Below are 21890 nucleotides of genomic sequence, written 5' to 3'. Positions count from 1 at the left end.
GCCAGATTGATTGCTTCGCGAAGGAGCTTCAGCGCGCATCAGCGATCTTCAATACCTCAAAAGATCGCAGCCTATCGGCGGCTCCCACACAATGAATCAGTCGCGGACGTAAATGATTTCCGGACCGTCTTCATCATCCACATCCTCTTCATCCCAATCATCATCACCAATGTCATGGACGCTCTTCACGCCACTGCGACGCAGGGCACGCTGATCATCCAGCGCTTGCAGCTGGGCACGCGCTTCATCTTCGATATTCTGATCGAGCTCAGCCAGCTCTTCCTTGTAGACAGGATCGTTAGCCAGACGATCAGCTCGATCTTCCAGGTAACGCATGATGTCGCGGCAGAGCTGCTCGGTGCCTTCTTTGGCGATAGCCGAGACGACATAGACCGGACCCGTCCATTCCAGGCGATCGACAATTTCCTTGACCCGAGCTTCGTGCTCCTCTTCAAGGATCTGGTCGCACTTGTTCAGCACCAACCAGCGATCACGCTCCGCCAGGGACGGGCTGAACTTGGTCAGCTCATTGACGATAACTTCCGCTGCGTCCGGAGCACTGGTTTCGTCCAGCGGCGCCATGTCGACGAGGTGCAGCAACAGACGGGTACGCGCCAAGTGCTTGAGGAAGCGAATCCCCAGACCCGCGCCATCCGAAGCACCTTCGATCAGCCCCGGAATGTCGGCAACCACGAAGCTCTTCCAGCGATCGACACTGACCACACCCAGGTTCGGCACCAAGGTAGTGAACGGATAATCAGCCACTTTCGGCTTGGCCGCGGACACCGAGCGAATCAAGGTACTCTTGCCAGCATTCGGCAAGCCCAGCAGACCGACGTCCGCCAGCACTTTCAATTCCAGCTTGAGATCACGCGCCTCACCCGGTTTACCCGGAGAGGTCTGGCGCGGAGCACGGTTGGTACTGGATTTGAAACGGGTGTTACCCAGACCGTGCCAGCCACCGCTGGCCACCAGCAGGCGCTGGCCAGCCTTGGTCAGGTCACCGATGATTTCCTGAGTACTCGCATCGATCACCGTAGTGCCGACCGGAACCCGCAGAACCATCTCTTCACCTTTTTTGCCGGTGCAGTCGGTGCTACCGCCGTTGGCGCCACGCTCGGCATCGAAATGCCGGGTGTAACGGTAATCCACCAGGGTATTGAGGTTTTCGTCGGCGATCATGTAGATCGAGCCGCCATCACCACCATCACCACCGTTCGGACCACCATTCTCGATGAATTTTTCCCGACGGAAACTCATGCAGCCATTGCCGCCGTCACCGGCTTTTACTCGAATCGAAACTTCATCAACAAACTTCATAACAAAACGCCCCTCGCCGCACGGGCGAGCTGAAAAGCACTAAGACATAAGACTCTTGCAAAAATGAGCGCAGCGACCTCAATCAACGACCGCAAAATCCAGCGCTGGCAGCCCATACAAACAGTTTTGCAAGAGACTCACCCCACAAACGAAAAAGCCCCGTCGCAAGACAGGGCTTTTCCAGCAACTACGTGATTACGCCGCGACGACTTCAGTCTTCGGGATGATGCTCACGTAACGACGACCGAAGGCGCCTTTAACCTGGAACTTGATCACGCCTTCGACTTTAGCGAAGAGAGTGTGATCTTTACCCATGCCTACACCGTAACCGGCGTGGAATTGGGTGCCGCGCTGACGCACGATGATGTTGCCCGGAATGATAGCCTGGCCGCCATACATCTTCACGCCAAGGCGTTTGGCTTCTGAGTCGCGACCGTTACGGGTACTACCACCAGCTTTTTTGTGTGCCATGAGTTCAATTCTCCTAGTGAGGAATTAGGCTGAAATTAAGCCTGAATACCGGTGATTTTGATCTCGGTGTACCACTGGCGGTGGCCCATACGCTTCATGTGGTGCTTACGACGACGGAACTTGATGATGCGGATTTTATCGTGACGACCTTGGGAAATCACTTCAGCAACAACGGTAGCGCCAGGAACAACTGGAGCACCGATATTCACTTCGTCGCCATTGGCAACCAACAGAACGCGATCAAAAGTAACGGATTCGCCGGTAGCGATTTCCAGCTTTTCGATCTTCAGGTATTCACCTGGGGCGACTTTGTACTGCTTGCCGCCTGTAACGATTACTGCGTAAGACATGGTATTTCTCCGATAATCCTGCTCACCCAGCTCTTTATAAGAAGAGGTATTGGCTGGCATGGCTGCATGAGGCTGGAACGGCCCAGATGCAATTGCGTAAGGCAGGTGCTGCCCAGGAAGTTCAGGGTGCGCGATTGTACGCAAGCGGCGAAGACGATGCAAGTGCCTGAGCATAGTGCCTTGACACCTGCGGACATGGGTCCTAGCATGCCGCGCAACCCTTCTGGAGCACCTGTCGCTGATGCAACCCCAAGCTTTTTACCGCGCGGTGGCGGACGATTTTAGCGCCGTCGACGGCATCATCAAAAAACAGCTGACTTCCCGAGTGCCGCTGGTATCGAAAATCGGCGATTACATCACCTCGGCCGGCGGTAAACGCCTGCGCCCTTTATTAGTGTTGCTGTGCGGAAAAGCCCTGGGTCGCGAAGGCGATGACATGCGCCTGCTCGCCGCGACCATCGAGTTCCTGCACACCGCCACCCTGCTGCACGACGACGTGGTCGATATGTCCGGCATGCGCCGTGGCCGTTCGACAGCCAATGCCATGTGGGGCAATGCCCCGAGTGTGTTGGTTGGCGACTTCCTGTACTCGCGCTCTTTCGAGATGATGGTCGAACTCGGCTCGATGCCGGTGATGAAGATCCTTTCGCAAGCCACGCGAATCATCGCTGAAGGCGAAGTGTTGCAACTGTCGAAGGTTCGTGACGCCAGCACCACCGAAGAAACCTACATGGAAGTCATCCGCGGCAAAACCGCAATGCTCTTCGAGGCCTCGACCCACAGTGCTGCGGTCCTGGCCGATGCCACGCCTGAGCAGGCTGAAGCGCTACGCACCTTTGGCGATCACCTTGGCGTGGCCTTCCAACTGGTCGACGACTTGCTCGATTACCGTGGCGATGCAGAAACCCTGGGCAAGAACGTCGGCGATGACCTGGCCGAAGGCAAACCGACCCTGCCGCTGATCTACACCATGCGCGAAGGCACTCCGGAGCAAGCTGCACTGGTGCGCCGAGCGATCCAGAAAGGCGGTATCGAAGACCTGGAAAGCATCCGCGCCGCAGTGGAAGCCTCAGGCTCGCTGGATTACACCGCGCAACTGGCACGCAATTATGTGGCGCGCGCCATTACCTGCCTCGAAGCCCTGCCAGCCAGCGAATACCGTGATGCGCTGGTGGAGTTGAGTGAGTTTGCGGTAGCACGTACGCACTGATAATGCTCACTGTGGGAGCGAGCCTGCTCGCGAATGCAATCTGCCAGTCGACATCAATGCTGACTGACACACCGCTATCGCGAGCAGGCTCGCTCCCACAGGGATGGCGTGGCCCCACCTCCTGCATAAAACCCTATATAATGTGCGCTTTTAGCCATCCTGAACTCAAGGAGCTTTAGTGAGCACGTTGCCACCCTGCCCAAAATGCAACTCAGAATTCACCTATGAAGACGGCGCCCAGCTGATCTGCCCGGAATGCGCCCACGAGTGGTCCGCTAGCGGCGAAGCCGAGACTACATCCGACGAATCCGTGAAAAAGGATTCGGTCGGCAATGTTCTGCAAGATGGCGACACCATCACCGTGATCAAGGACCTCAAGGTCAAAGGCACTTCGCTGGTGGTCAAGGTCGGCACCAAGGTCAAGAACATCCGCTTGTGCGATGGCGACCACGACATCGACTGCAAGATCGACGGTATTGGCCCGATGAAGCTCAAGTCCGAGTTCGTCAGAAAGGTCTGATTCCGCTGTTTCCATCCCGTGCCTTGTGCGGGATGGCGCTTCACCCTGCCCCCCCTGCAAACACCCTCGCATCAATAGCAAAAGGCCAGCCCTTTTGACTGACAGCAATATCCACACAGAAAAAATAGAAACCGCTAATAGGCACTTGCTATTAACTGAATAAGAATTATTCTCACTAAATCCCATAAACGGAGATGAGAACCATGACTTATTTGATCGATGCCTGGCTGGACCGCCCACACCCTTACCTCAGGATCCTGCATCGGGAAACCGGGGAAGTCTGTGCGGTATTGGAAGAAGAAGCATTGAATGAGCTGCAGGATCAGGGCGACCTGGACGTCAACGGCCTGAGCTCCAACGAACCCGTGGTGCTCAAGGAGCTGGTGCGCAACCTGTTTCTGTTCTGCTACGCGCGGGCACTGCGCCCGGTGGGGGATCTGAATGTAGGAGCCGAGCTTGCTCGCGATGGCATCACACGGTTTCAAAGTTAAACCGAGTCATACGCATCGCGAGCAAGATCGGCTCCTACATAGAGTTGCGGGTCTTACAGAACGTCGAGCAGTTCGACGTCGAATACCAGCACGCTGTGCGGTGGAATGCCGCCAACGCCTTGTGCGCCGTAAGCCAGTTCGCTCGGCACGTACAGACGCCATTTGCTGCCGGCGTTCATCAGTTGCAGGGCTTCGGTCCAGCCAGCGATCACGCCGCCAACCGGAAATTCTGCAGGCTGACCACGATCGTAGGAGCTGTCAAACACAGTACCGTCGATCAGAGTGCCGTGGTAGTGAGTACGCACGCTGTCTTCACGGGATGGCTTGGCGCCTTCACCGGCAGTCAGCACTTCGAATTGCAGGCCGGAAGCCAGAGTGGTGATGCCGTCACGCTTAGCGTTTTCAGCCAGGAACTCCAGGCCAGCGCCCGCAGCCGCTTCAGCCTTGGCTGCCGCTTCGGCTTGCATGATTTCACGGATAACCTTGAAGCTGGCGGACATTTCTTCCTGGCCAACACGGCTTTCCTTGCCGGCGAAGGCGTCGGTCAGACCTGCCAGGATCGCGTCCAGGTTGACGCCCGGTGGCGGGTTGTCACGCAGTTGGTCGCCCAACTGACGGCCAATACCGTAGCTGACGCGGGTTTCGTCGGTGGACAGATTTACTTCGGACATAACACTGCTCCGCTGTGCGGACGGCTCGGGAAATTGCCGTGCGTGCACAGCGCATTCCGGGGCGCCCGGAACCAAAAGGGCGAGCAGACTAGCACAGAAGCTGTGACGGTGATGAGCGTGTCCAGCCTACTTGGCCGAATGGAAAGCTATCGGCACCCGCAGGCTATCCTCCGCGCCACCCGACATTCCGCACATTTCATCGTGAACCGAAGTGTGGATCAGGTTGAACGGCAGCTTCGGAAAGGCATGGAGTACTTCACGGGCGTGCTCCACCGAGCGCAGATGAAACATCTGGCCATGGGTGTCACTCAACGGATAGGCCGTACCATGCATGCGCGCCTCGAGCAGATAGATTCCACCCTCGAGAGAGATCAGGTTCAACTCATCAACTTTCCCTGCGATGGCGTAAGCGTTCAGCTCTTCCAGGTTCATGACGGCAACCTCGCACAACTCAGCCCAAGACAGTTACAGGGATATGCCTCGCCGTACAAAAGCACAAGCCAGAAACGCCGCCGCCCGTCCGTTTCACAACGGCCGGGCGGCTCGGAAAGACTGTCAGAACAATCAGTGCTTGGTCAGCTTGTCCAGATAACCCATGGCGAAGGCTGAGATCACGAAGGTCATGTGAATGATCACGTACCACTTCAGATGCTCAGGATCGACATTCTTCGCATCCATGAATATGCGCAGCAGGTGAATGGACGAAATCGCCACGATCGAGGCGGCCACCTTCATTTTCAATGAAGAGGAATCCATCGTGCCCAGCCAGTTGAGCTTTTCCTTGCCTTCATCGATGTCGAGCTGGGAGACGAAGTTTTCGTAACCGGAAATCATCACCATCACCAGCAAGCCGCCCACCAGCGCCATGTCGATCAACGACAACAACACTAGAATCAGGTCGGACTCGGCGATCGAGAACACGTTAGGGATAACGTGAAAGACTTCCTGGAAAAATTTCAGGGCCAGGGCCAACAAACCAAGGGACAGACCGAAGTAGATCGGCGCCAGTAGCCAGCGCGAGGCATACATTGCATTCTCGATAAAGCGTTCCATTAAATCTCACATCAGGTCTAAAAACGGCGGCGAGTATATCAGCCGGTCAAAAACCCATAAACCGCAGAGAAATCCATGACCTGCGCGTCTGCCAAAGTGTTTTTCTGCTAGTGTCGAAGACATTCACGCAGCTCACTGACGTCGGACAGGAAGACTGAATAATGGATTTGCGATTTCCTTTAACGAGCGCTGGCCTGTGCATCGCGTTACTGATCAGTAGCGGCTGTTCACCCAGCGATGAGAAGCGCCAGACCAGTCTCGAAGACAAGACCGCGCAGTTCGAAAAGTCTCTGGACGCGATCCAGGAGCCGAAACTCAAGGATGCCGTGGCCAATCTCGGCGGTTCTTTGCTGTTGCTTGAGCGCGCCCAACTCAAGCTCAAGAACAAACCGATCGAAACCGAGTATGGCGAAGATGCCATGGCCTTACTCAAGCACTATCCAAGCCCGCAAGCCTTGGTCGATGCCTACATCGATGGCCTTTTCGTGCTGCGCAAATCGTCCAACTCCGACTACCTCACCGACCTGCAACCGGTCTTTCCGTTTAACTTCAACATGCCGGCAGAGTTCCCTTTCCCGCACGGCCTGGAATGGCAGTCGGTGACGCTGAGTAACAAGAAGGTCGTTCCCTTCCAGCCCGAATGGTCGGAAACCGATCCCGGTATTCAGTTGAGCCCCTCCAGCTCCAACCTGACCAATCCCGATGATCTGACGGTGACCTATCCCTACATTGAAGGTCTGGAAGTCGACAACAAAAATCAACCTCAACCAATGACATTGCACGGCAAGGTGGAAGTCATCGCACCGCGCAAAGTATTCACCTTCGACCTGACCAAAAAGGACGTGGGCAAAAAGCGTACGAATGAAAACATCACCGTCACGCTGTTGACCCTGGGAAAGAACTACGCGGAAATCGAGCTGAGCAACAGCGCGTCGCTGGCGCCTGAGGTCAGTGAAACTCCGCTCAATCCGCTGATTGTTCAGGCCAAAGACACGACCGGAAAATTCCTCTCGCGCTCAGGCTCGATCAACGAGAACGCCCAACAAATAGCGTTCTATGAAAAGCAATTGGCTGAGATGCAGAAGCAGGATGCCTGGAGCGAGGCCTTCGAGAAACAGCTTGAGGAGGAACAGCAAACGTTCGAACGCCAACAGACCAGTCATTACACCAAGGTCTACTTCAACGGCGCGATCGAGAACCTGGAGGTCAACGTGCTCGACTTCTCGGCCGCCACGGTGACTCGCAAGGATCTCGAGCTACCAGTGCGTCGGTTCGACAGAAACACCACCGAGAAAACCATTCAAAGCCTGTCATTACCCGTGGTGGTGTATGACGATCAGGCGGCGACCTGGCTGAAGGATGCCGCGCTCGACGAGGACACACTGAAAAAGAGCATCACCATCAGCCAATCCGTCGAAGACCCCAGTGCAGCGCGCATCGAGTTCATTCATCCAAAAACCTTTAATGATGAATTGCTGGGCTCGTCTTTCAGTGCCGACGACACGCCGGTGACCTTCTTCACTCAAGACGAAAACGGCAAACGCGGCGCCCCCATAGAGCTGCCACCCGAGGCCTTCCAGGTCGATCCGCTACGCGCCACCATTACCTATGACTTGAATCTGTTTCCGGAAACGCCGGCCTACGCCATCGGCTCGGTGCCATTTTTTCTCGCCAGCATCGAAAAAAACACCGTCGCAGCAGGCCAACTGCCTAAAGGCCTGGAGCTCAAGGGCAATGCCCTGATTATCGACCAGAAGTTGTTCCCATCGCAGGACTGGCGCTTTTACGCCAAGGACGACAAAGGTAATTATTTGAAGGAGATTCTGGCGGTCAGCCATAGCACAACACCAGACGGACCAGCGCTATTGGACGTGCATTACTTCTATGGACAGCCAAGCAGCCTGGAAACCTACCAGCGCACCGAACTGAACACTGTCGAATATGGATTCGAGGTCAAACTCGACAAAGCAGAAACAGAAACAGAAAACCTTGCCGAATAGATGTCTCAGTGTTCAGGATGCAATCAAAAGTCGCCGGATGGACGACAACGTCCGCCGTTGATTTCCCGCAACTGGGCCTGTAGATGCAGGCACCAGATTTGCGGATCGTCGGCCAGTTGGTAGCCATGCAAAGTCAGGCTTTCAACGATGGTTTCAAGGATTTCTTCGGCCACAAAAGGTCCATGAAACGGGCCTTGAGCTTTGATGGCTGAAGGTTGCTCACCGGCCATTCCGGCGGCGAAGAGTAAGGTCCACATACCGGTATCCCCCGCAAGCGGGCGAATGCTGCATTCGATACGGGTGACCAGGCCAAGGCATTGGCGGGTAAGGCAGAGGTTGCGCGACATGGCGGCGACCCTCGGTAGATCCGGTATTCAACCTCCACAGGAAGGCTGTCTCGATCCAGTGATTACTGTCGATTCCTTGCCCTGAGAATAGAGGAAAAGTGCGAACTGCAAAGCCTGCAAAGACCAGCGGCGCCAAATACTCATCCGGGGAATATTGACGCCAGCCTAGTGGCGAGGGGCGGCCCCTCGCCACAGGTCAACCTCAGACCGGTTTGGTCTCTGCCAACGCCTCCAGGGCCAACTCTTTTTCCGCTTCTTTGAGATCTGCTTCGCTGATCATTTCGGCGATTACCCGCAGGCGTTCCACTACCCGGGCGTTGACGCTGCCCTCGGGGAATTGACCTTCTGCATCCGGCTCGCCGGCAGGCTCACCGACCAGCAGGCTCAGCGCCTCATCCGCCTGGCGCACCGCGTAGACGTGGAACTGCCCGGCCCGCACCGCCGAAAGCACGCGTTCATCGAGCATCAACGTCGCGACGTTAGCCTGCGGGATGATCGCGCCTTGTTCACCCGTCAAACCGCGGGCTTCGCAGAGACGGAAGAAACCTTCGATTTTCTCGTTCACCCCACCGACCGCTTGAACCTCACCGAACTGGTTGATGGAACCGGTGATCGCAAAACACTGCTTGAGCGGCGTTTTCGATAGCGCCGAGATCAAGGTGCAGGCTTCGCCCAAGGAAGCGCTGTCGCCGTCGACATAACCGTAGGATTGCTCCAGAGCGATACTCGCGGAGATCGCCAGCGGGAATTCCTGGGCGTAGCGGCTGCCCAGATACCCGGTGAGGATCATCACGCCCTTGGAGTGAATCGGCTGCCCAAGGTTGACCTCACGCTCAATGTCGACGATGCCACTGCCGCCGGGGTAGACCGTGGCGGAGATCCGCGCCGGCACACCGAACGCCGAGTCACCGACTTCGAGCACGGTCAAACCGTTGCATTTGCCCACCGCCGCACCCGCGGTATCGATCAGAATGATCCCCGCCAGCATGTCGTCGAGAATCCGCGCAGAAACGCGTCCAGTGCGAGTCGCCTTGGCTTTCAAGGCTCGTTCGATATGCCCGGCATCGGTCATCTCGTCGCCGGCCAGATCACGAATGAAATCCGCCTCGCTGACCAACTGGAACAAGTCACCGATACGCGCCGACAACCGCCCCTGATGCTCGGCAAGCCGCGCACTGTAGGTCGCCAGTCGCGCCACCGCATCGGCGGTCAGCGGCGCCATGCCCTCTTCCGAGGTACGGGTTTTCAGCAACTGAGCAAACTGCTCAAGGCTTTCATCGACCATCGGGATGTCTTCGTCGAAGTCCACCAGCACCCGGAACATTTCCTGGAAGTCTGGATCCAGGTCTTGCAGCGTGTAATACAACTGCCGCGCGCCAATGATGATGACCTTGACCTGCAACGGAATAACCTGAGGCGACAGCGTTACTGTCGCCAATCGCCCCAGTTCACCCAACGGCGATTCCATTTTCAGTTTGCGCGACTGCAACGCGCGCTTCAGCGCATCCCAAACGAACGGCTCACTGAGCATTTTCTCGGCTTCGAGGATCAGGAAACCACCGTTGGCCCGATGCAAAGCCCCCGGACGCAATTGCCGGTAGGTGGTGTAAAGCGCGCCCTGATCGGTGCTGTATTCGATACGGCCGAACAGGTTGTCATAGGTCGGGTGTGGCTCGAACACCACTGGCGCACCGCCGCTGGCGTGATGCCCAACAACAAGGCTGGGGCAGTACTGCTCTTCCAGAAGCTTGCGGGCCACCGCGTCGGTCTTGCTGTCGTCGACCAATTGTTCGACCACGGTTTTCAGCAGGTAAACCTGCATGGCTTGCAGATAACCGCACACCGCGGCGTTTTCCGCGTACTTCTCCGACAGTGGCGCCAACAGCGGCTGCAAGGCCAGGGTGATGGTCTCTTCGTTGAGTTGACGCATCTGATTGCTGGATTCGCGCTTCCACTGTGGCAGGCTCGCCAGCTCTTCGTTGAGGCGTTCTTCCAACATGGAGATATCGGTGTGGAAACGCTCGCGCTCGGCTTCCGGCAGTTGCGCGAACTCGGCTTCGTCCAGCGCCTTGCCTTCGTTCATCGGGGTGAAGGCAATGTTCGTGCTGTCGCGATAAAGGGCTACTTCCTTTTCCAGCGCCAGTTGCTCGATCACATCCAGTGCGCGGTCGTAGCGCTGGTTGAACGCGCGGTCGATAGCGCTCTTCTTTTGCTGGTAGGACGGATGCTCGAACACTGCCGGGAAAGTCGCCAGCAGGTTATCGATCAGAGCATTGATGTCGATAATGAAAGCACCGGCCGCACCCGAAGGCAGTTCCAGCGCACGCGGTTCGCGCGGCTCATCGAAATTGTTGACGTAGACCCAGTCCGCCGGGGTTTGCAGGCGTTTGCCTTCGGCTTTGAGGTAGCGTTTGACGAAAGAAAACCGGCCAGTGCCGGGCTCGCCCATAACAAACACGTTGTAACCGGGGCGCGGCATGGCCACGCCGAACTGCAACGCTTCGACCGCACGTTCCTGGCCAAGCACACCGCGAAAAGGCTCCAAATCATTGGTTGTAGAGAAGCTGAACTGTTCAGCGGAAAACGGACGGGTCAGCGCTTCGGGCGCTAGACGCAAGCTGGCAGCAACAGGATCAGGCATCGGGCTTCCTTACATCAGGCGGGGCAGATAGCGGCATTCTGGCGCCGGGTGTACCCGGCTGGCAAGGCACGCTGTAGGCGAAAGCATAGACAAGCGACAAACCCCAGCCGGGCCGGGGGAAAGAGGCTCTGTTGAGGATTGTTTGCAAAAAATCACGGAACCCTTGGATCGTGCCTAAACTCCAAACTGCGCGGCTGGACTAATAACCGGCCCATATGGCGCCGGCCCGGGCCAGAACCTCTTGTCCATTGGTTTGCACATTAAAGAGAACAAAACTATGAAACGGATTCTTCTTGGTACTCTCTTCACCGTTGTATCCCTCAATGCAATGGCCCAAGCGCCAGGCGGTCCAGATTGCGGCTGGGGCAACATGCTGTTCAAAGGTCAGCGTGGCACCCCGGCTCACTTCCTGGCATCGACCACCAACGGCACCTCCGGCAACGCAACCTTCGGTATGACTTCCGGCACCAACGGCTGCGCGACCAACGCTGAGCTAACCTACGGTGGCAAGTCTTGGTTTGCCATGAATGGCATGATGAACGAGCTGTCCGAAGACATGGCCAAGGGTCAGGGCGAAGCGCTGACGACCTATGCTGTGGTGCTGGGTGTAGCCCCTGAAGACCGCGCGCACTTCGCCGCTGTCACCCATGAACACTTCCAGCAAATTTTCAGCAAAGCCGATGTGACGGCTGAGGATGTGCACACCAATACCCTGGCCGTACTGAAAGGCGATGCTCGTCTGGCCAAATACGCCACCCCAGCTTAAGCTCGACCCACCCGCTCCTTTCCAGGGGCGGGATTTGTTTTTTGGACCTGTCCCTTTTTGGGTCTTTTTTTTCGAATTCCAAGTTGCCCACCATGCTCAAACGCCTTGCCTATTTGGCGCTCTGTGTCTGCGCCCCGCTGTCCGCCGCGCCTCATATCGACAATCAACGTTTACAGCAATTGGCCAACGACACCTTCTGGATTTCCCTGGGGCACTACGAAACCGCCAAGCTCGGCGGCTGGCGTAGCTATGTCAGCGATCCGAAGTTTTTCCTCGCCACCGATGGCGCCCATCATCCCGACGATGAGCTGAGCGCGACCCTGCAAGCCTTGTACGCCCCGACCAGCGCCGGCGAGAAACACGCGCAATGCGTTTACCCGGCGCGAACCCGCTGGTTGAAAGCGCAGCTGAACCTGACCGACTTACCGGCCGTGAACTGCACTGAATTCAAACAATGGTTCAAGGACGTTGCCCCCCACAGCGCGGTGTTGATTTTCCCGGCGGCTTATTTGAACAGCCCGTCGTCGATGTTTGGTCACACCTTGCTGCGTATCGACCAGGCCGATGTGCAAAGCGATCACACCGCCCTGCTCAGCTACGCGATCAACTTCGGTGCCTATATCGAAGGTTCGGACAACAGCATTCTCTACGCCTGGAAAGGCCTGATGGGTGGTTACCCTGGCCTGTTCGCTCTGGTGCCCTATCAGGAAAAACTTTCGGAATACCGAAGCCTGGAGAACCGCGACCTGTGGGAATACCAGCTGAACCTGAGCCAGGAAGAAACCGAGCGCATGGTCGAGCATGTCTGGGAGCTCAAGCAGATCCAGTTCGACTACTTCTTCTTCGACGAAAACTGCTCCTACCGCTTGCTGGAACTGCTGCAAGTGGCGCGACCAAGCCTGAAGCTGACCGAACAATTCCCGCTGACCGCCATCCCCACCGACACCGTGAAAGCCGTGAAAGAAGCCGGATTGGTGGAGACGATCGACTATCGACCGTCCCGCGAACGCGAGCTCCTGAGCCGTGCTGAACCATTGACCGGCGAAGAACAGGATTGGGTGCTAAAAGTCAGCGCCGACCAGAAGCAATTGCAGAATCCGGCCTTCAAGGCTCAGCCTCGGGCCCGGCAGGCGCTGATCATCGACGCCGCCTACCGTCTTGAACGCTACCGCGCCAACGGCCTGGAGCGCGATCCAGAGCGCTCGCAACGCAGCTTCGAGCTATTGCGGGCGATCAATCAGAATCCGGCGCCAGAGCTTTCGATCGAGCGCCCAGGCTTACCCGAGAACGGTCACGAATCGCGCACCTGGCAAGCCGGTATCGGCACCCGGGGCGACAAAGCGTTTGGCGAATATGGCTTGCGCATGGCCTATCACGACCTCAACGACAACGCCGAGGGCTTCCCCCTCGGTGCACAGATCGAAATCCTCCAGATGAAGCTGCGCCAGTACGAAGGCAATCACTGGCAGTTGCAGCAACTGGACCTGGCGACCATCCGTTCGCTGACCCCGCGTAACGAGTTGCTGCAACCCATGTCCTGGCAAGTCACGGGCGGTCTGGAGCGGGTGCCGGGCAAGCATGACGATGAAACGCTGGTCAGCCACGTCAACGGCGGTGCTGGCGGTACCTGGCAGCTCAGCGACAAGATGCTCGGCTTTGCCCTCGGCACTGTGCGCATCGAGCACAACGCCGACTTTGCCGGGTTCATCGCCCCGGCGGCCGGGTTCAACACCGGCCTGCTCTGGCGAAACCCGCTGGGCAATCTGAGCCTGGAAGCCAAAGGTGATTACTTCACCAACGGCGAAGTACGCCGCAACCTGAGCCTCAATCAGCAGTGGGAGCTGTCACGCAACCTCGGCTTGCGGCTGAGTGCGCAGCGCCAGTTCAGTCAGTTGGCATCAGCGGAGAATGAGGTGATGCTTGAAGTGAAGTGGTATCACTATTGAGCCATCCCGCCCTTGTAGGAGTCGAGCTTGCTCGCGATGCGAACACCTCGGTATGAATGGATGACCGCAGCGATACCATCGCGAGCAAGCTCGGCTCCCACAGACTGCGACCTGGCCCAAACTCCATCAAGGGAGAATTACCATGAGCCGCGCCTTCGTTAATGAAGATCAAGCCGCCGCGCAAGCCGACCAACCGGTAGAACGACAGGTCAGCACGCAGCCCAATTACGTCACCCCCACAGGCCTCACTCAGCTCCAGGCCAAAATTGCTGCACTGCAGGCGCAGCACAACGAACAATCGACTCTAGGTGAGGGAGCTGACAAGCAACGTCAGGCCGATTTAGAACGCGACCTGCGTTACTTCAATCAACGTTTGCAAAGCGCTCAGGTGGTAGCACCGGCAATCTCAACCGAGAAAGTGCAAATAGGCAGTTGGGTGACCTTTGCCGATGAACACAGCGTGGAACAACGCGTGCAACTGGTCGGTGAAGATCAGGCCGATGCCGCCCATGGCCTGATCAATTGGGGCTCACCGCTGGGGCGTGCGCTGCTTGGGGCGCAGCCCGGCGATGAAGTGCAGTGGAAGCGACCGGCCGGCGATCAGTTGATCGAGATCATCCGCATCGAACCGGCCTAGACAACGCCCTGAGCCAGCATCGCATCGGCGACTTTGACGAAACCTGCGATGTTCGCGCCTTTGACGTAGTTGATCCGACCGTTCTCTTCACCGTAATGCACACACGCGTGATGGATCGATTGCATGATGTTGTGCAGCTTGCTGTCGACCTCACCCGCGGTCCACAGCAGACGCATGGCGTTCTGCGACATTTCCAGACCGCTGACAGCGACACCGCCTGCGTTCGACGCCTTGCCCGGCGCGAACAGAATGCCCGCCTCGATAAAGATATCCACAGCCGCCAGGGTGGTCGGCATGTTCGCGCCCTCAGCGACACACACGCAGCCATTGCGTAGCAAGGTACGTGCAGCGTCGGCATCCAGCTCGTTCTGGGTCGCGCACGGCAGTGCGATGTCACACGCCAGATCCCAAGGGCACTGACCGGCACGGAACTCCAGACCGAAACGAGCGGCCAACTCACTGATCCGCCCGCGCTTGACGTTTTTCAGCTCCAGCACGGCCAGCCATTGCTCTTCAGTCAAACCGGCTTCGCAGTACAGCGTGCCTTCGGAGTCGGACAAGGAAATCACCTTACCGCCCAGGTCCATGACCTTGCGCGCCGCATATTGCGCGACGTTGCCGGAGCCTGAAATCGCCACCCGCTTGCCTTCGACTTTCTCGCCGCTGCGCTTGAGCATTTCTTCGGCGAAATACACACAACCGAAACCGGTAGCTTCAGGACGAATCAGACTGCCGCCGTAGCTCATGCCTTTACCGGTCAGCACGCTGGTGAACTGGTTGCTCAGCCGTTTGTATTGGCCAAACAGGAAACCGATCTCGCGCGCGCCAACACCGATATCACCGGCCGGCACGTCCAGATCCGCACCAATGTGACGGTACAGCTCACTCATGAACGCCTGGCAGAAGCGCATGACTTCGGCATCGCTTTTGCCTTTCGGGTCGAAGTCCGAACCGCCCTTACCGCCGCCCATGGGCAAGGACGTCAGGGAGTTTTTGAAGGTTTGTTCAAAGGCGAGGAATTTCAGCACACCCATGTTCACCGAAGGGTGGAAACGCAGGCCGCCCTTGTAAGGGCCGATAGCGCTGTTCATTTGAATCCGGAAGCCACGGTTGACCTGCACGTTGCCATGATCGTCGACCCACGAAACCCGGAACACAATGGCTCGTTCCGGCTCGCAGATCCGCTCGAGAATGCCTGAAGTCAGATAGTGCGGGTTGGCCTCAAGAAACGGCCACAAACTGCGCAGGACTTCTTCCACCGCCTGATGGAATTCGGGCTGATCAGGGTCGCGTTTTTTCAGACGGGCAAGGAAATCTTCGACGGATTCGATCATGAAAAGTCTCGGCAAATTTATTGTCGTTAAAGGAGATTTGCCCGGGACTTTAACAATTCATTTCGCACCGTGACAGAGCAAAATGTCGCAGTTTTGAATTTAAATGGTGCAATTGATATAAATTTGGCGGTATTCAACAGCCTTTTGCACCGAAACAGGAAAGCCGCCTGCGGCTGGTGCACCAGGTAAGCGCGCCCGGAAAGATCGCAGGCTGCGATCTTTTAATACAGACACAACGGCGCCCTGAAAAACACGCAAAAAAAAACGGAGCCCCAAAGGGCTCCGTTTTTTATGCAATCAGCCTTATCAGGCCAGTTTCTTGTGCCGTACCCGGTGCGGCTGGGCAGCAGCTTCGCCGAGGCGCTTTTTACGATCAGCTTCGTACTCGGTGTAGTTACCTTCGAAGAACACCGCTTGCGAGTCGTCTTCGTACGCCAGGATGTGAGTCGCGACGCGGTCAAGGAACCACCGATCGTGAGAGATCACAATGGCGGCGCCCGGGAAGTCGAGCAAGGCTTCTTCCAGCGAACGCAGGGTTTCGACGTCGAGGTCGTTGGACGGTTCATCGAGCAAGAGGACGTTCGCGCCCTCTTTCAAGGTCAGCGCCAGGTGCAAGCGACCGCGCTCACCACCGGACAGGTCCTTGACGAACTTCTGCTGATCGCCGCCCTTGAAGTTGAAACGACCAACGTAGGTGCGCGACGGGATTTCATAGTTGCCGATGCGGATCTGATCGGAGCCATCGGAAATCGCCTGGAATACCGATTTGCTGCCGTCCAGGTCCTCGCGGCTCTGATCCACACACGCCAACTGCACGGTTTCACCGACTTCAATGGTGCCGGAGTCCGGTGTTTCCTTGCCCATCAGCATGCGGAACAGGGTCGACTTACCGGCACCGTTACCGCCGATCACGCCGACGATCGCGCCTTTAGGCATGGAGAACGATAGGTTGTCGATCAGCACGCGATCGCCGTAACCCTTGGAAACGTTCTTGAATTCGATGACCTTGTCGCCCAGACGCGGACCCGCCGGGATGTAGATCTCGTTGGTTTCGCTGCGCTTCTGGAATTCCTGCGATTGCATTTCTTCGAAGCGCTGCAGACGGGCCTTGGATTTTGACTGACGGGCCTTGGCGCCTTGGCGCACCCATTCCAGCTCGTCTTTCATGGCCTTTTCGTGGGCCGACTGCTGCTTGGATTCCTGGGCCAGACGATTGGACTTGGCTTCCAGCCAACCCGAATAGTTGCCCTCGTAAGGAATACCCGCGCCGCGGTCGAGCTCGAGAATCCAGCCAGCGACGTTGTCCAGGAAGTACCGGTCGTGCGTGATCGCAACCACGGTGCCAGGGAAGTCGTGAAGGAAATGCTCCAGCCAGGCCACGGAATCTGCGTCCAGGTGGTTGGTTGGTTCGTCGAGCAGCAGCATGTCCGGCGCGGACAGCAGCAGACGGCACAGGGCCACGCGACGTTTTTCACCACCGGACAGGAATTCGATCTTCGCGTCCCAGGCCGGCAGACGCAGCGCATCGGCGGCGACTTCCAGTTGACGATCAAGGTTATGACCGTCGCCCGCTTGCAGGATGGCTTCGAGCTTGGCTTGTTCGGCGGCCAGCTTGTCGAAGTCGGCATCCGGGTCGGCGTATTCGGCGTAGACCTGATCCAGACGTGCCTGGGCGTCCTTGATCACGCTGACCGCTTCCTCGACCACTTCACGCACGGTCTTGGTCGGATCCAGCAGTGGTTCTTGCGGCAGATAGCCGACGTTCAGCTCCGGCATTGGCCGGGCTTCGCCGTCGAACTCAGTGTCGACGCCTGCCATGATTTTCAACAGGGTGGACTTACCCGAACCGTTGAGGCCGAGCACGCCGATCTTGGCGCCGGGGAAGAACGACAGAGAAATGTTTTTCAGGATTTCCCGCTTCGGCGGAACAACTTTGCTCAGCCGATGCATGGTGAAGACGTATTGAGCCATGGAGAACCTAGCGTCAGTGACTGATGAATAAAGCGCGAGCGAAGCTCGGGCCAGGCCATGCGCGGCGCCAGCGATTGATCGCAATCAATACCTGCGCGCGGAAAAAGCCTGAGTCTAGGAGCTGGAACGCCCCCGCGTAACCGGCAAAGCTACCCTAATGGACGATGCCAGTCCAGCCAGTAGGGGCTGGCACTTTGCCACAACTCCGGGCATGCTAGCCGCCCTCCGGGCGTCCGGCTTATAGTGCACGTCGCGTCAGTCCAGCCAAACCGCAGGATCACAGTTTGTCCAATGTCACTCCGCCATCTTCCGTGCGCGCATCAAACTCTGCGCCCGGCTCCCCCCTGCGCGGTACGCTCAAAGGCGGGTTGGCGGCACTGGTTCTGCTGCTGCTCGCCCTGCTGTTCTGGCAGTTATTCGATCAGCTCAAGCAAACCCAAAAGCACCAGCTTCAATACACCATCGATTACACCGCTGATCTGGCTGATCATGTCAGCCTGAACATGGCGTTGAATGCGCAAATAGCCCTCAACCTGCTACCGATCGTCGAACAACCACAAAATGCCGACCAACAGCAGGCGCTGCTGAAAAAACTGCAGCTATCTCTCCCCGATCTACGCAGCGTGGCATTGCTGGGGCCGACCGGCGAAGTGCTCAGCGACAGCGCCACGGGCAGCCACGATGACACCTGGCTCGCTGAGCTGGTCAAACGTAGCAGTGCCCAGCGCTACTTCTATAGCAGCACCGCCGATGGTTCGGTGGTGTATCTATTGCTGCACCCATCCAGTGACGCGGCCAAAGGCTACTGGGCGTTGCGGCTGGCTCCGACGTTTTTCGAGTCACTGACCAAACAGACCGAACATCCGCCATCGCCGATGTGGCTGGTGGAGAACCAGCTCAATCATCAAATCATCACGCGCAACAATAGCCTGCCAACCGCCAGACCCAATGTACTGAACCCGGATGACCTGACCAATAGTGTCCTGGCCGTGCCCTTGAGCAAAAGCGACTGGCAACTGCGAGGCTTGCTTGATGAGCAAGCAGTGATCGAAGAGCTGTTGCCGGCCTTTATCGGCAAATGCCTGCTGGGGCTGGCCTTCTCCCTTGTGCCGGTGATCGCACTGCTGAGCATCCGGCGCCGGCAGCGGCAATTGCATAAAGGGCGCCGCCGCTATCAGGATATTTTCGAAGGCACAGGCGTTGCCTTGTGTGTTCTCGATCTGTCCGGTCTTCAGGCGTTTTTCGACAACGCTCAGCTACAGACCAGTGAACAGCTGCGGCTCTGGCTGGACAACAGCCCCGAGCAACGCCAGCAACTGCTGCAAGAATTGCGCATCACCGAGGTCAACCAGGTCGCTCTGCGACTGCTCAATGTCGAGTCCTGTGAACAGGCCTGGAAAGTCCTCATTGACGGCTATCCGCTGGACAACAACGCCATCGGCAACCCGTTGCTCGAGGCCGTGCTCAACCAGCAAAAACAACTTGAGCTGGAAATCAAACTCAAGGATGCCCAGGGCCATGACCAGCATTTGTGGCTGGTACTGCGACTGCCGGAAGAGCAGCACGACTACCAGGCGGTGATTCTCAGCATCAGCGACATCACCAGCCGCAAGCTCGTCGAACTGTCCCTGCTGGAGCGTGAAGGCTTCTGGTCCGACGTGGTGCGCACGGTGCCTGATCATCTGTATGTGCAGGATGTGATCAGCCAACGAATGATCTTCAGCAACCACCACCTGGGCCAGACCCTGGGCTACAACAAGACCGAGCTGCATCAGATGGGCGAGTATTTCTGGGAAATCCTGTTGCACCCGGAAGACGCCGATCACTATCACCGTTTGCGTCAGGAACAGCGGCAATCCGGCTACGCGCAATTACTGCAATGCCAACTGCGCTTCCGCCACCGCAACAATCAATGGCGCCGTTTCGATATCCGCGAACAGGCGCTGGCCCGCGACAAGCACGATCAGGTCACGCGCATCATCGGCGTAGCCAAGGACATCACCGACCAGATCGAAGCCAGCGAATCCCTGCGCGACAGCGAGCAGCGCTACCGCATGCTCGCTGAAAGCATCAGCGACGTGATTTTCTCCACCGACAGCAAGCTGGCGCTCAATTACGTCAGCCCCTCAGTGCAGGCCGTACTCGGTTATGACGCCGACTGGTTCTTCCAGAACGGTTGGCAATCGATCATCGCCAACCCGCAACAATTGACCGGCATCTACACGCTGATGGAACGGGTCAGCAAAGCCCTGGATAAACCCGAACAGCTTGCTCAATTGCGCAGCCAGGTGCAGACCCAACTGTTCCTGTTCGACTGCCTGCGGGCCGACGGGCGCAAGATTCCAATCGAACTGCGGCTGGTACTGGTGTGGGACGAACACGGCGCCTTCGAAGGCGTGCTCGGTGTCGGTCGCGACATCAGCCAGCAACGCCGCGCGGAAAAAGACCTGCGCATGGCGGCCACGGTATTCGAGCACTCGACCTCGGCGATTCTGATCACCGATCCGGCCGGTTATATCGTCCAGGCCAACGAGGCGTTCAGCCGCGTCAGTGGTTATGCCGTGGCGCAGGTCCTCGATCAGTTGCCGAACATGCTGACGGTCGATGAGCAGCAAGAAGCTCACCTGCGTTATGTGCTCAAACAACTTCATCAGCACAGTACCTGGGAAGGTGAAGTCTGGCTCAAGCGGCGCAACGGCGAACATTACCCGGCCTGGGTCGGGATCACCGCGGTGCTCGACGACGAAGGCGACCTTGCCAGCTACGTCTGCTTTTTTAGCGACATCAGCGAGCGCAAGGCCAGTGAACAGCGCATCCACCGTCTGGCGTATTACGACGCCCTGACCCACCTGCCCAACCGCACACTGTTCCAGGATCGCTTGCACACTGCGTTGCAATCGGCCGAGCGGCAGAAGTCCTGGGTCGTGCTGATGTTCCTGGACCTTGACCGTTTCAAACCCATCAACGACTCCCTCGGTCATGCCGCCGGCGATCGCATGCTCAAGGAAATGGCGATACGCCTGCTCGGCTGCGTGGACGATGACGACACTGTGGCGCGCATGGGCGGTGACGAATTCACCTTGCTCCTGCAACCGCGGACCAGCCGTGAAATGGCGCTGAACCGGGCCATTCACGTTGCCGAACAAATCCTCGCCAGCCTGGTCAAGCCGTTCGTGCTCGAAGGTCGGGAATTCTTTGTCACCGCCAGTATCGGTATTGCCTTGAGTCCGCAGGACGGCAACGAGCTGAGCCAATTGATGAAGAACGCTGACACCGCGATGTACCACGCCAAGGAACGCGGCAAGAACAACTTCCAGTTTTATCAGGCAGACATGAACGCCAGCGCCCTGGAGCGTTTAGAGCTGGAAAGCGATTTGCGCCATGCCCTTGATCAAAATGAATTCGTTCTCTACTACCAGCCGCAATTCAGCGGCGACGGCAAACGCCTGACCGGCGCCGAAGCCCTGCTGCGCTGGCGTCATCCACGGCGCGGACTGGTGCCGCCGGGAGACTTCATTCCGGTGCTCGAAGAACTCGGATTGGTGGTGGATGTTGGTGACTGGGTGATCAGCGAGGCCTGCCGTCAGCTCAAGAGCTGGCACCAAGCCAAGGTCCGGGTGCCGAAAGTCTCGGTGAACATCTCGGCCCGGCAGTTCTCCGACGGCCAGCTCGGCACGCGAATTGCCACCATCCTCAAGGACACCGGCTTACCGCCGGCCTGCCTGGAGCTGGAACTGACCGAAAGTATCCTGATGCGTGAAGTCAGCGAGGCGATGCAGATCCTCGCCAGCCTGAAAAATCTCGGCCTGAGCATCGCGGTCGACGACTTCGGCACCGGCTATTCATCGCTGAACTATCTCAAGCAATTCCCCATCGATGTGCTGAAAATCGACCGTACCTTCGTTGACGGCTTGCCGTCTGGCGAGCAGGACGCGCAGATTGCCCGGGCAATTATCGCCATGGCCCACAGCCTGAACCTGGCGGTGATCGCCGAAGGCGTGGAAACCCAACAGCAACTCGACTTCCTGCGTGAGCATGGCTGCGACGAGGTGCAAGGCTACCTGTTCGGCCGCCCGATGCCGGCCCACCGCTTCGAAGCGCAGTTCAGCAATGATGCGCTCTTCATGTTCGACTGAAGCCTTGTGGTGATGCGGGCGGCCCC

The 21890-nt window shown here is 57.7% G+C and carries 18 protein-coding genes; 8 read left to right on the top strand and 10 right to left on the bottom strand.

The features are described from left to right. Positions 1 to 96: 96 nt before the first annotated feature. From cgtA to rplU, 3 genes are all read right to left on the bottom strand, one after another. Positions 97 to 1320 (bottom strand): Obg family GTPase CgtA, encoded by a 1224-nt coding sequence (cgtA, locus tag ACZYSM_RS08400; RefSeq protein ID WP_489070683.1) that lies wholly within the window; start codon positions 1318 to 1320, stop codon positions 97 to 99. 195 nt (positions 1321 to 1515) lie between these two features. Next, entirely contained in the window at positions 1516 to 1791 is a 276-nt protein-coding gene (gene rpmA, locus ACZYSM_RS08395) for a 50S ribosomal protein L27 (RefSeq protein WP_489070681.1), read from the bottom strand. A 35-nt stretch (positions 1792 to 1826) separates the two neighbouring features. After that, a complete protein-coding gene (gene rplU, locus ACZYSM_RS08390; RefSeq protein ID WP_489070679.1) occupies positions 1827 to 2141 on the bottom strand; it encodes a 50S ribosomal protein L21 in 315 nt (104 codons plus the stop codon). A gap of 241 nt (positions 2142 to 2382) precedes the next feature. Here rplU and ACZYSM_RS08385 point away from each other — a divergent pair, with 241 nt between their 5' ends. The 3 genes from ACZYSM_RS08385 to ACZYSM_RS08375 all read left to right on the top strand — a co-directional run bounded on the left by ACZYSM_RS08385 (position 2383) and on the right by ACZYSM_RS08375 (position 4362). After that, positions 2383 to 3351 (top strand): polyprenyl synthetase family protein, encoded by a 969-nt coding sequence (locus ACZYSM_RS08385; protein ID WP_489070677.1) that lies wholly within the window; start codon positions 2383 to 2385, stop codon positions 3349 to 3351. A 178-nt stretch (positions 3352 to 3529) separates the two neighbouring features. Further along, positions 3530 to 3871: a zinc ribbon domain-containing protein YjdM gene (locus tag ACZYSM_RS08380; protein WP_489070674.1), complete on the top strand. Its 342-nt coding sequence runs from the start codon at positions 3530 to 3532 to the stop codon at positions 3869 to 3871. Positions 3872 to 4074: 203 nt separating this feature from the next. After that, a complete protein-coding gene (locus ACZYSM_RS08375) occupies positions 4075 to 4362 on the top strand; it encodes a PA4570 family protein (RefSeq protein ID WP_489070672.1) in 288 nt (95 codons plus the stop codon). Between the two features lie 53 nt (positions 4363 to 4415). On the opposite strand, the gene bamJ is transcribed toward ACZYSM_RS08375, so the two are convergent. The 3 genes from bamJ to ACZYSM_RS08360 form a co-directional block, all read right to left on the bottom strand. Beyond that, positions 4416 to 5033 carry a BamJ family beta-barrel-assembly machinery protein gene (gene bamJ, locus ACZYSM_RS08370; RefSeq protein ID WP_489070670.1) on the bottom strand — a complete coding sequence of 206 codons (618 nt, stop codon included), beginning with the start codon at positions 5031 to 5033 and terminating at the stop codon, positions 4416 to 4418. Positions 5034 to 5159: 126 nt separating this feature from the next. Next, entirely contained in the window at positions 5160 to 5465 is a 306-nt protein-coding gene (locus ACZYSM_RS08365) for a DUF6482 family protein (RefSeq protein ID WP_489070668.1), read from the bottom strand. A 132-nt stretch (positions 5466 to 5597) separates the two neighbouring features. Next, a complete protein-coding gene (locus ACZYSM_RS08360; RefSeq protein WP_489070666.1) occupies positions 5598 to 6086 on the bottom strand; it encodes a TIGR00645 family protein in 489 nt (162 codons plus the stop codon). Between the two features lie 161 nt (positions 6087 to 6247). Between ACZYSM_RS08360 and ACZYSM_RS08355 the strand changes: the two genes are divergently transcribed. Next, positions 6248 to 8086: a hypothetical protein gene (locus ACZYSM_RS08355; protein ID WP_489070664.1), complete on the top strand. Its 1839-nt coding sequence runs from the start codon at positions 6248 to 6250 to the stop codon at positions 8084 to 8086. Between the two features lie 23 nt (positions 8087 to 8109). Here the strand turns inward: ACZYSM_RS08355 and ACZYSM_RS08350 are convergent, their stop codons facing one another. Together ACZYSM_RS08350 and ACZYSM_RS08345 are read right to left on the bottom strand one after the other, a co-directional pair. Further along, positions 8110 to 8433, bottom strand: a complete 324-nt coding sequence (locus ACZYSM_RS08350) for a PA4575 family protein (RefSeq protein ID WP_489070662.1) — start codon at positions 8431 to 8433, stop codon at positions 8110 to 8112. Between the two features lie 202 nt (positions 8434 to 8635). Then, complete coding sequence (locus ACZYSM_RS08345; RefSeq protein WP_489070660.1) at positions 8636 to 11074, bottom strand: Lon protease family protein; 2439 nt, start codon at positions 11072 to 11074, stop codon at positions 8636 to 8638. Between the two features lie 277 nt (positions 11075 to 11351). Between ACZYSM_RS08345 and ACZYSM_RS08340 the strand changes: the two genes are divergently transcribed. From ACZYSM_RS08340 to ACZYSM_RS08330, 3 genes are all read left to right on the top strand, one after another. Continuing rightward, entirely contained in the window at positions 11352 to 11840 is a 489-nt protein-coding gene (locus ACZYSM_RS08340; RefSeq protein WP_489070658.1) for a DUF3015 domain-containing protein, read from the top strand. A gap of 92 nt (positions 11841 to 11932) precedes the next feature. Then, positions 11933 to 13786, top strand: coding sequence for a DUF7840 domain-containing protein (locus tag ACZYSM_RS08335; RefSeq protein ID WP_489070656.1), 1854 nt, complete (start codon positions 11933 to 11935; stop codon positions 13784 to 13786). 142 nt (positions 13787 to 13928) lie between these two features. Further along, positions 13929 to 14423: a GreA/GreB family elongation factor gene (locus ACZYSM_RS08330; protein WP_489070654.1), complete on the top strand. Its 495-nt coding sequence runs from the start codon at positions 13929 to 13931 to the stop codon at positions 14421 to 14423. On the opposite strand, the gene gdhA is transcribed toward ACZYSM_RS08330, so the two are convergent. Both gdhA and ettA read right to left on the bottom strand, forming a co-directional pair. After that, positions 14420 to 15757, bottom strand: coding sequence for an NADP-specific glutamate dehydrogenase (gdhA, locus tag ACZYSM_RS08325; RefSeq protein ID WP_489070652.1), 1338 nt, complete (start codon positions 15755 to 15757; stop codon positions 14420 to 14422). The genes ACZYSM_RS08330 and gdhA overlap by 4 nt on opposite strands. 306 nt (positions 15758 to 16063) lie before the next feature. After that, a complete protein-coding gene (ettA, locus tag ACZYSM_RS08320; RefSeq protein WP_489070650.1) occupies positions 16064 to 17728 on the bottom strand; it encodes an energy-dependent translational throttle protein EttA in 1665 nt (554 codons plus the stop codon). Positions 17729 to 18012: 284 nt separating this feature from the next. Between ettA and ACZYSM_RS08315 the strand changes: the two genes are divergently transcribed. Then, positions 18013 to 21864, top strand: a complete 3852-nt coding sequence (locus ACZYSM_RS08315; RefSeq protein ID WP_489070648.1) for a sensor domain-containing protein — start codon at positions 18013 to 18015, stop codon at positions 21862 to 21864. Positions 21865 to 21890 lie beyond the last annotated feature (26 nt).

The sequence above is a fragment of the Pseudomonas sp. F220 genome, assembly GCF_057813935.1.
This window is presented reverse-complemented; position numbering and strand designations above follow the sequence as displayed.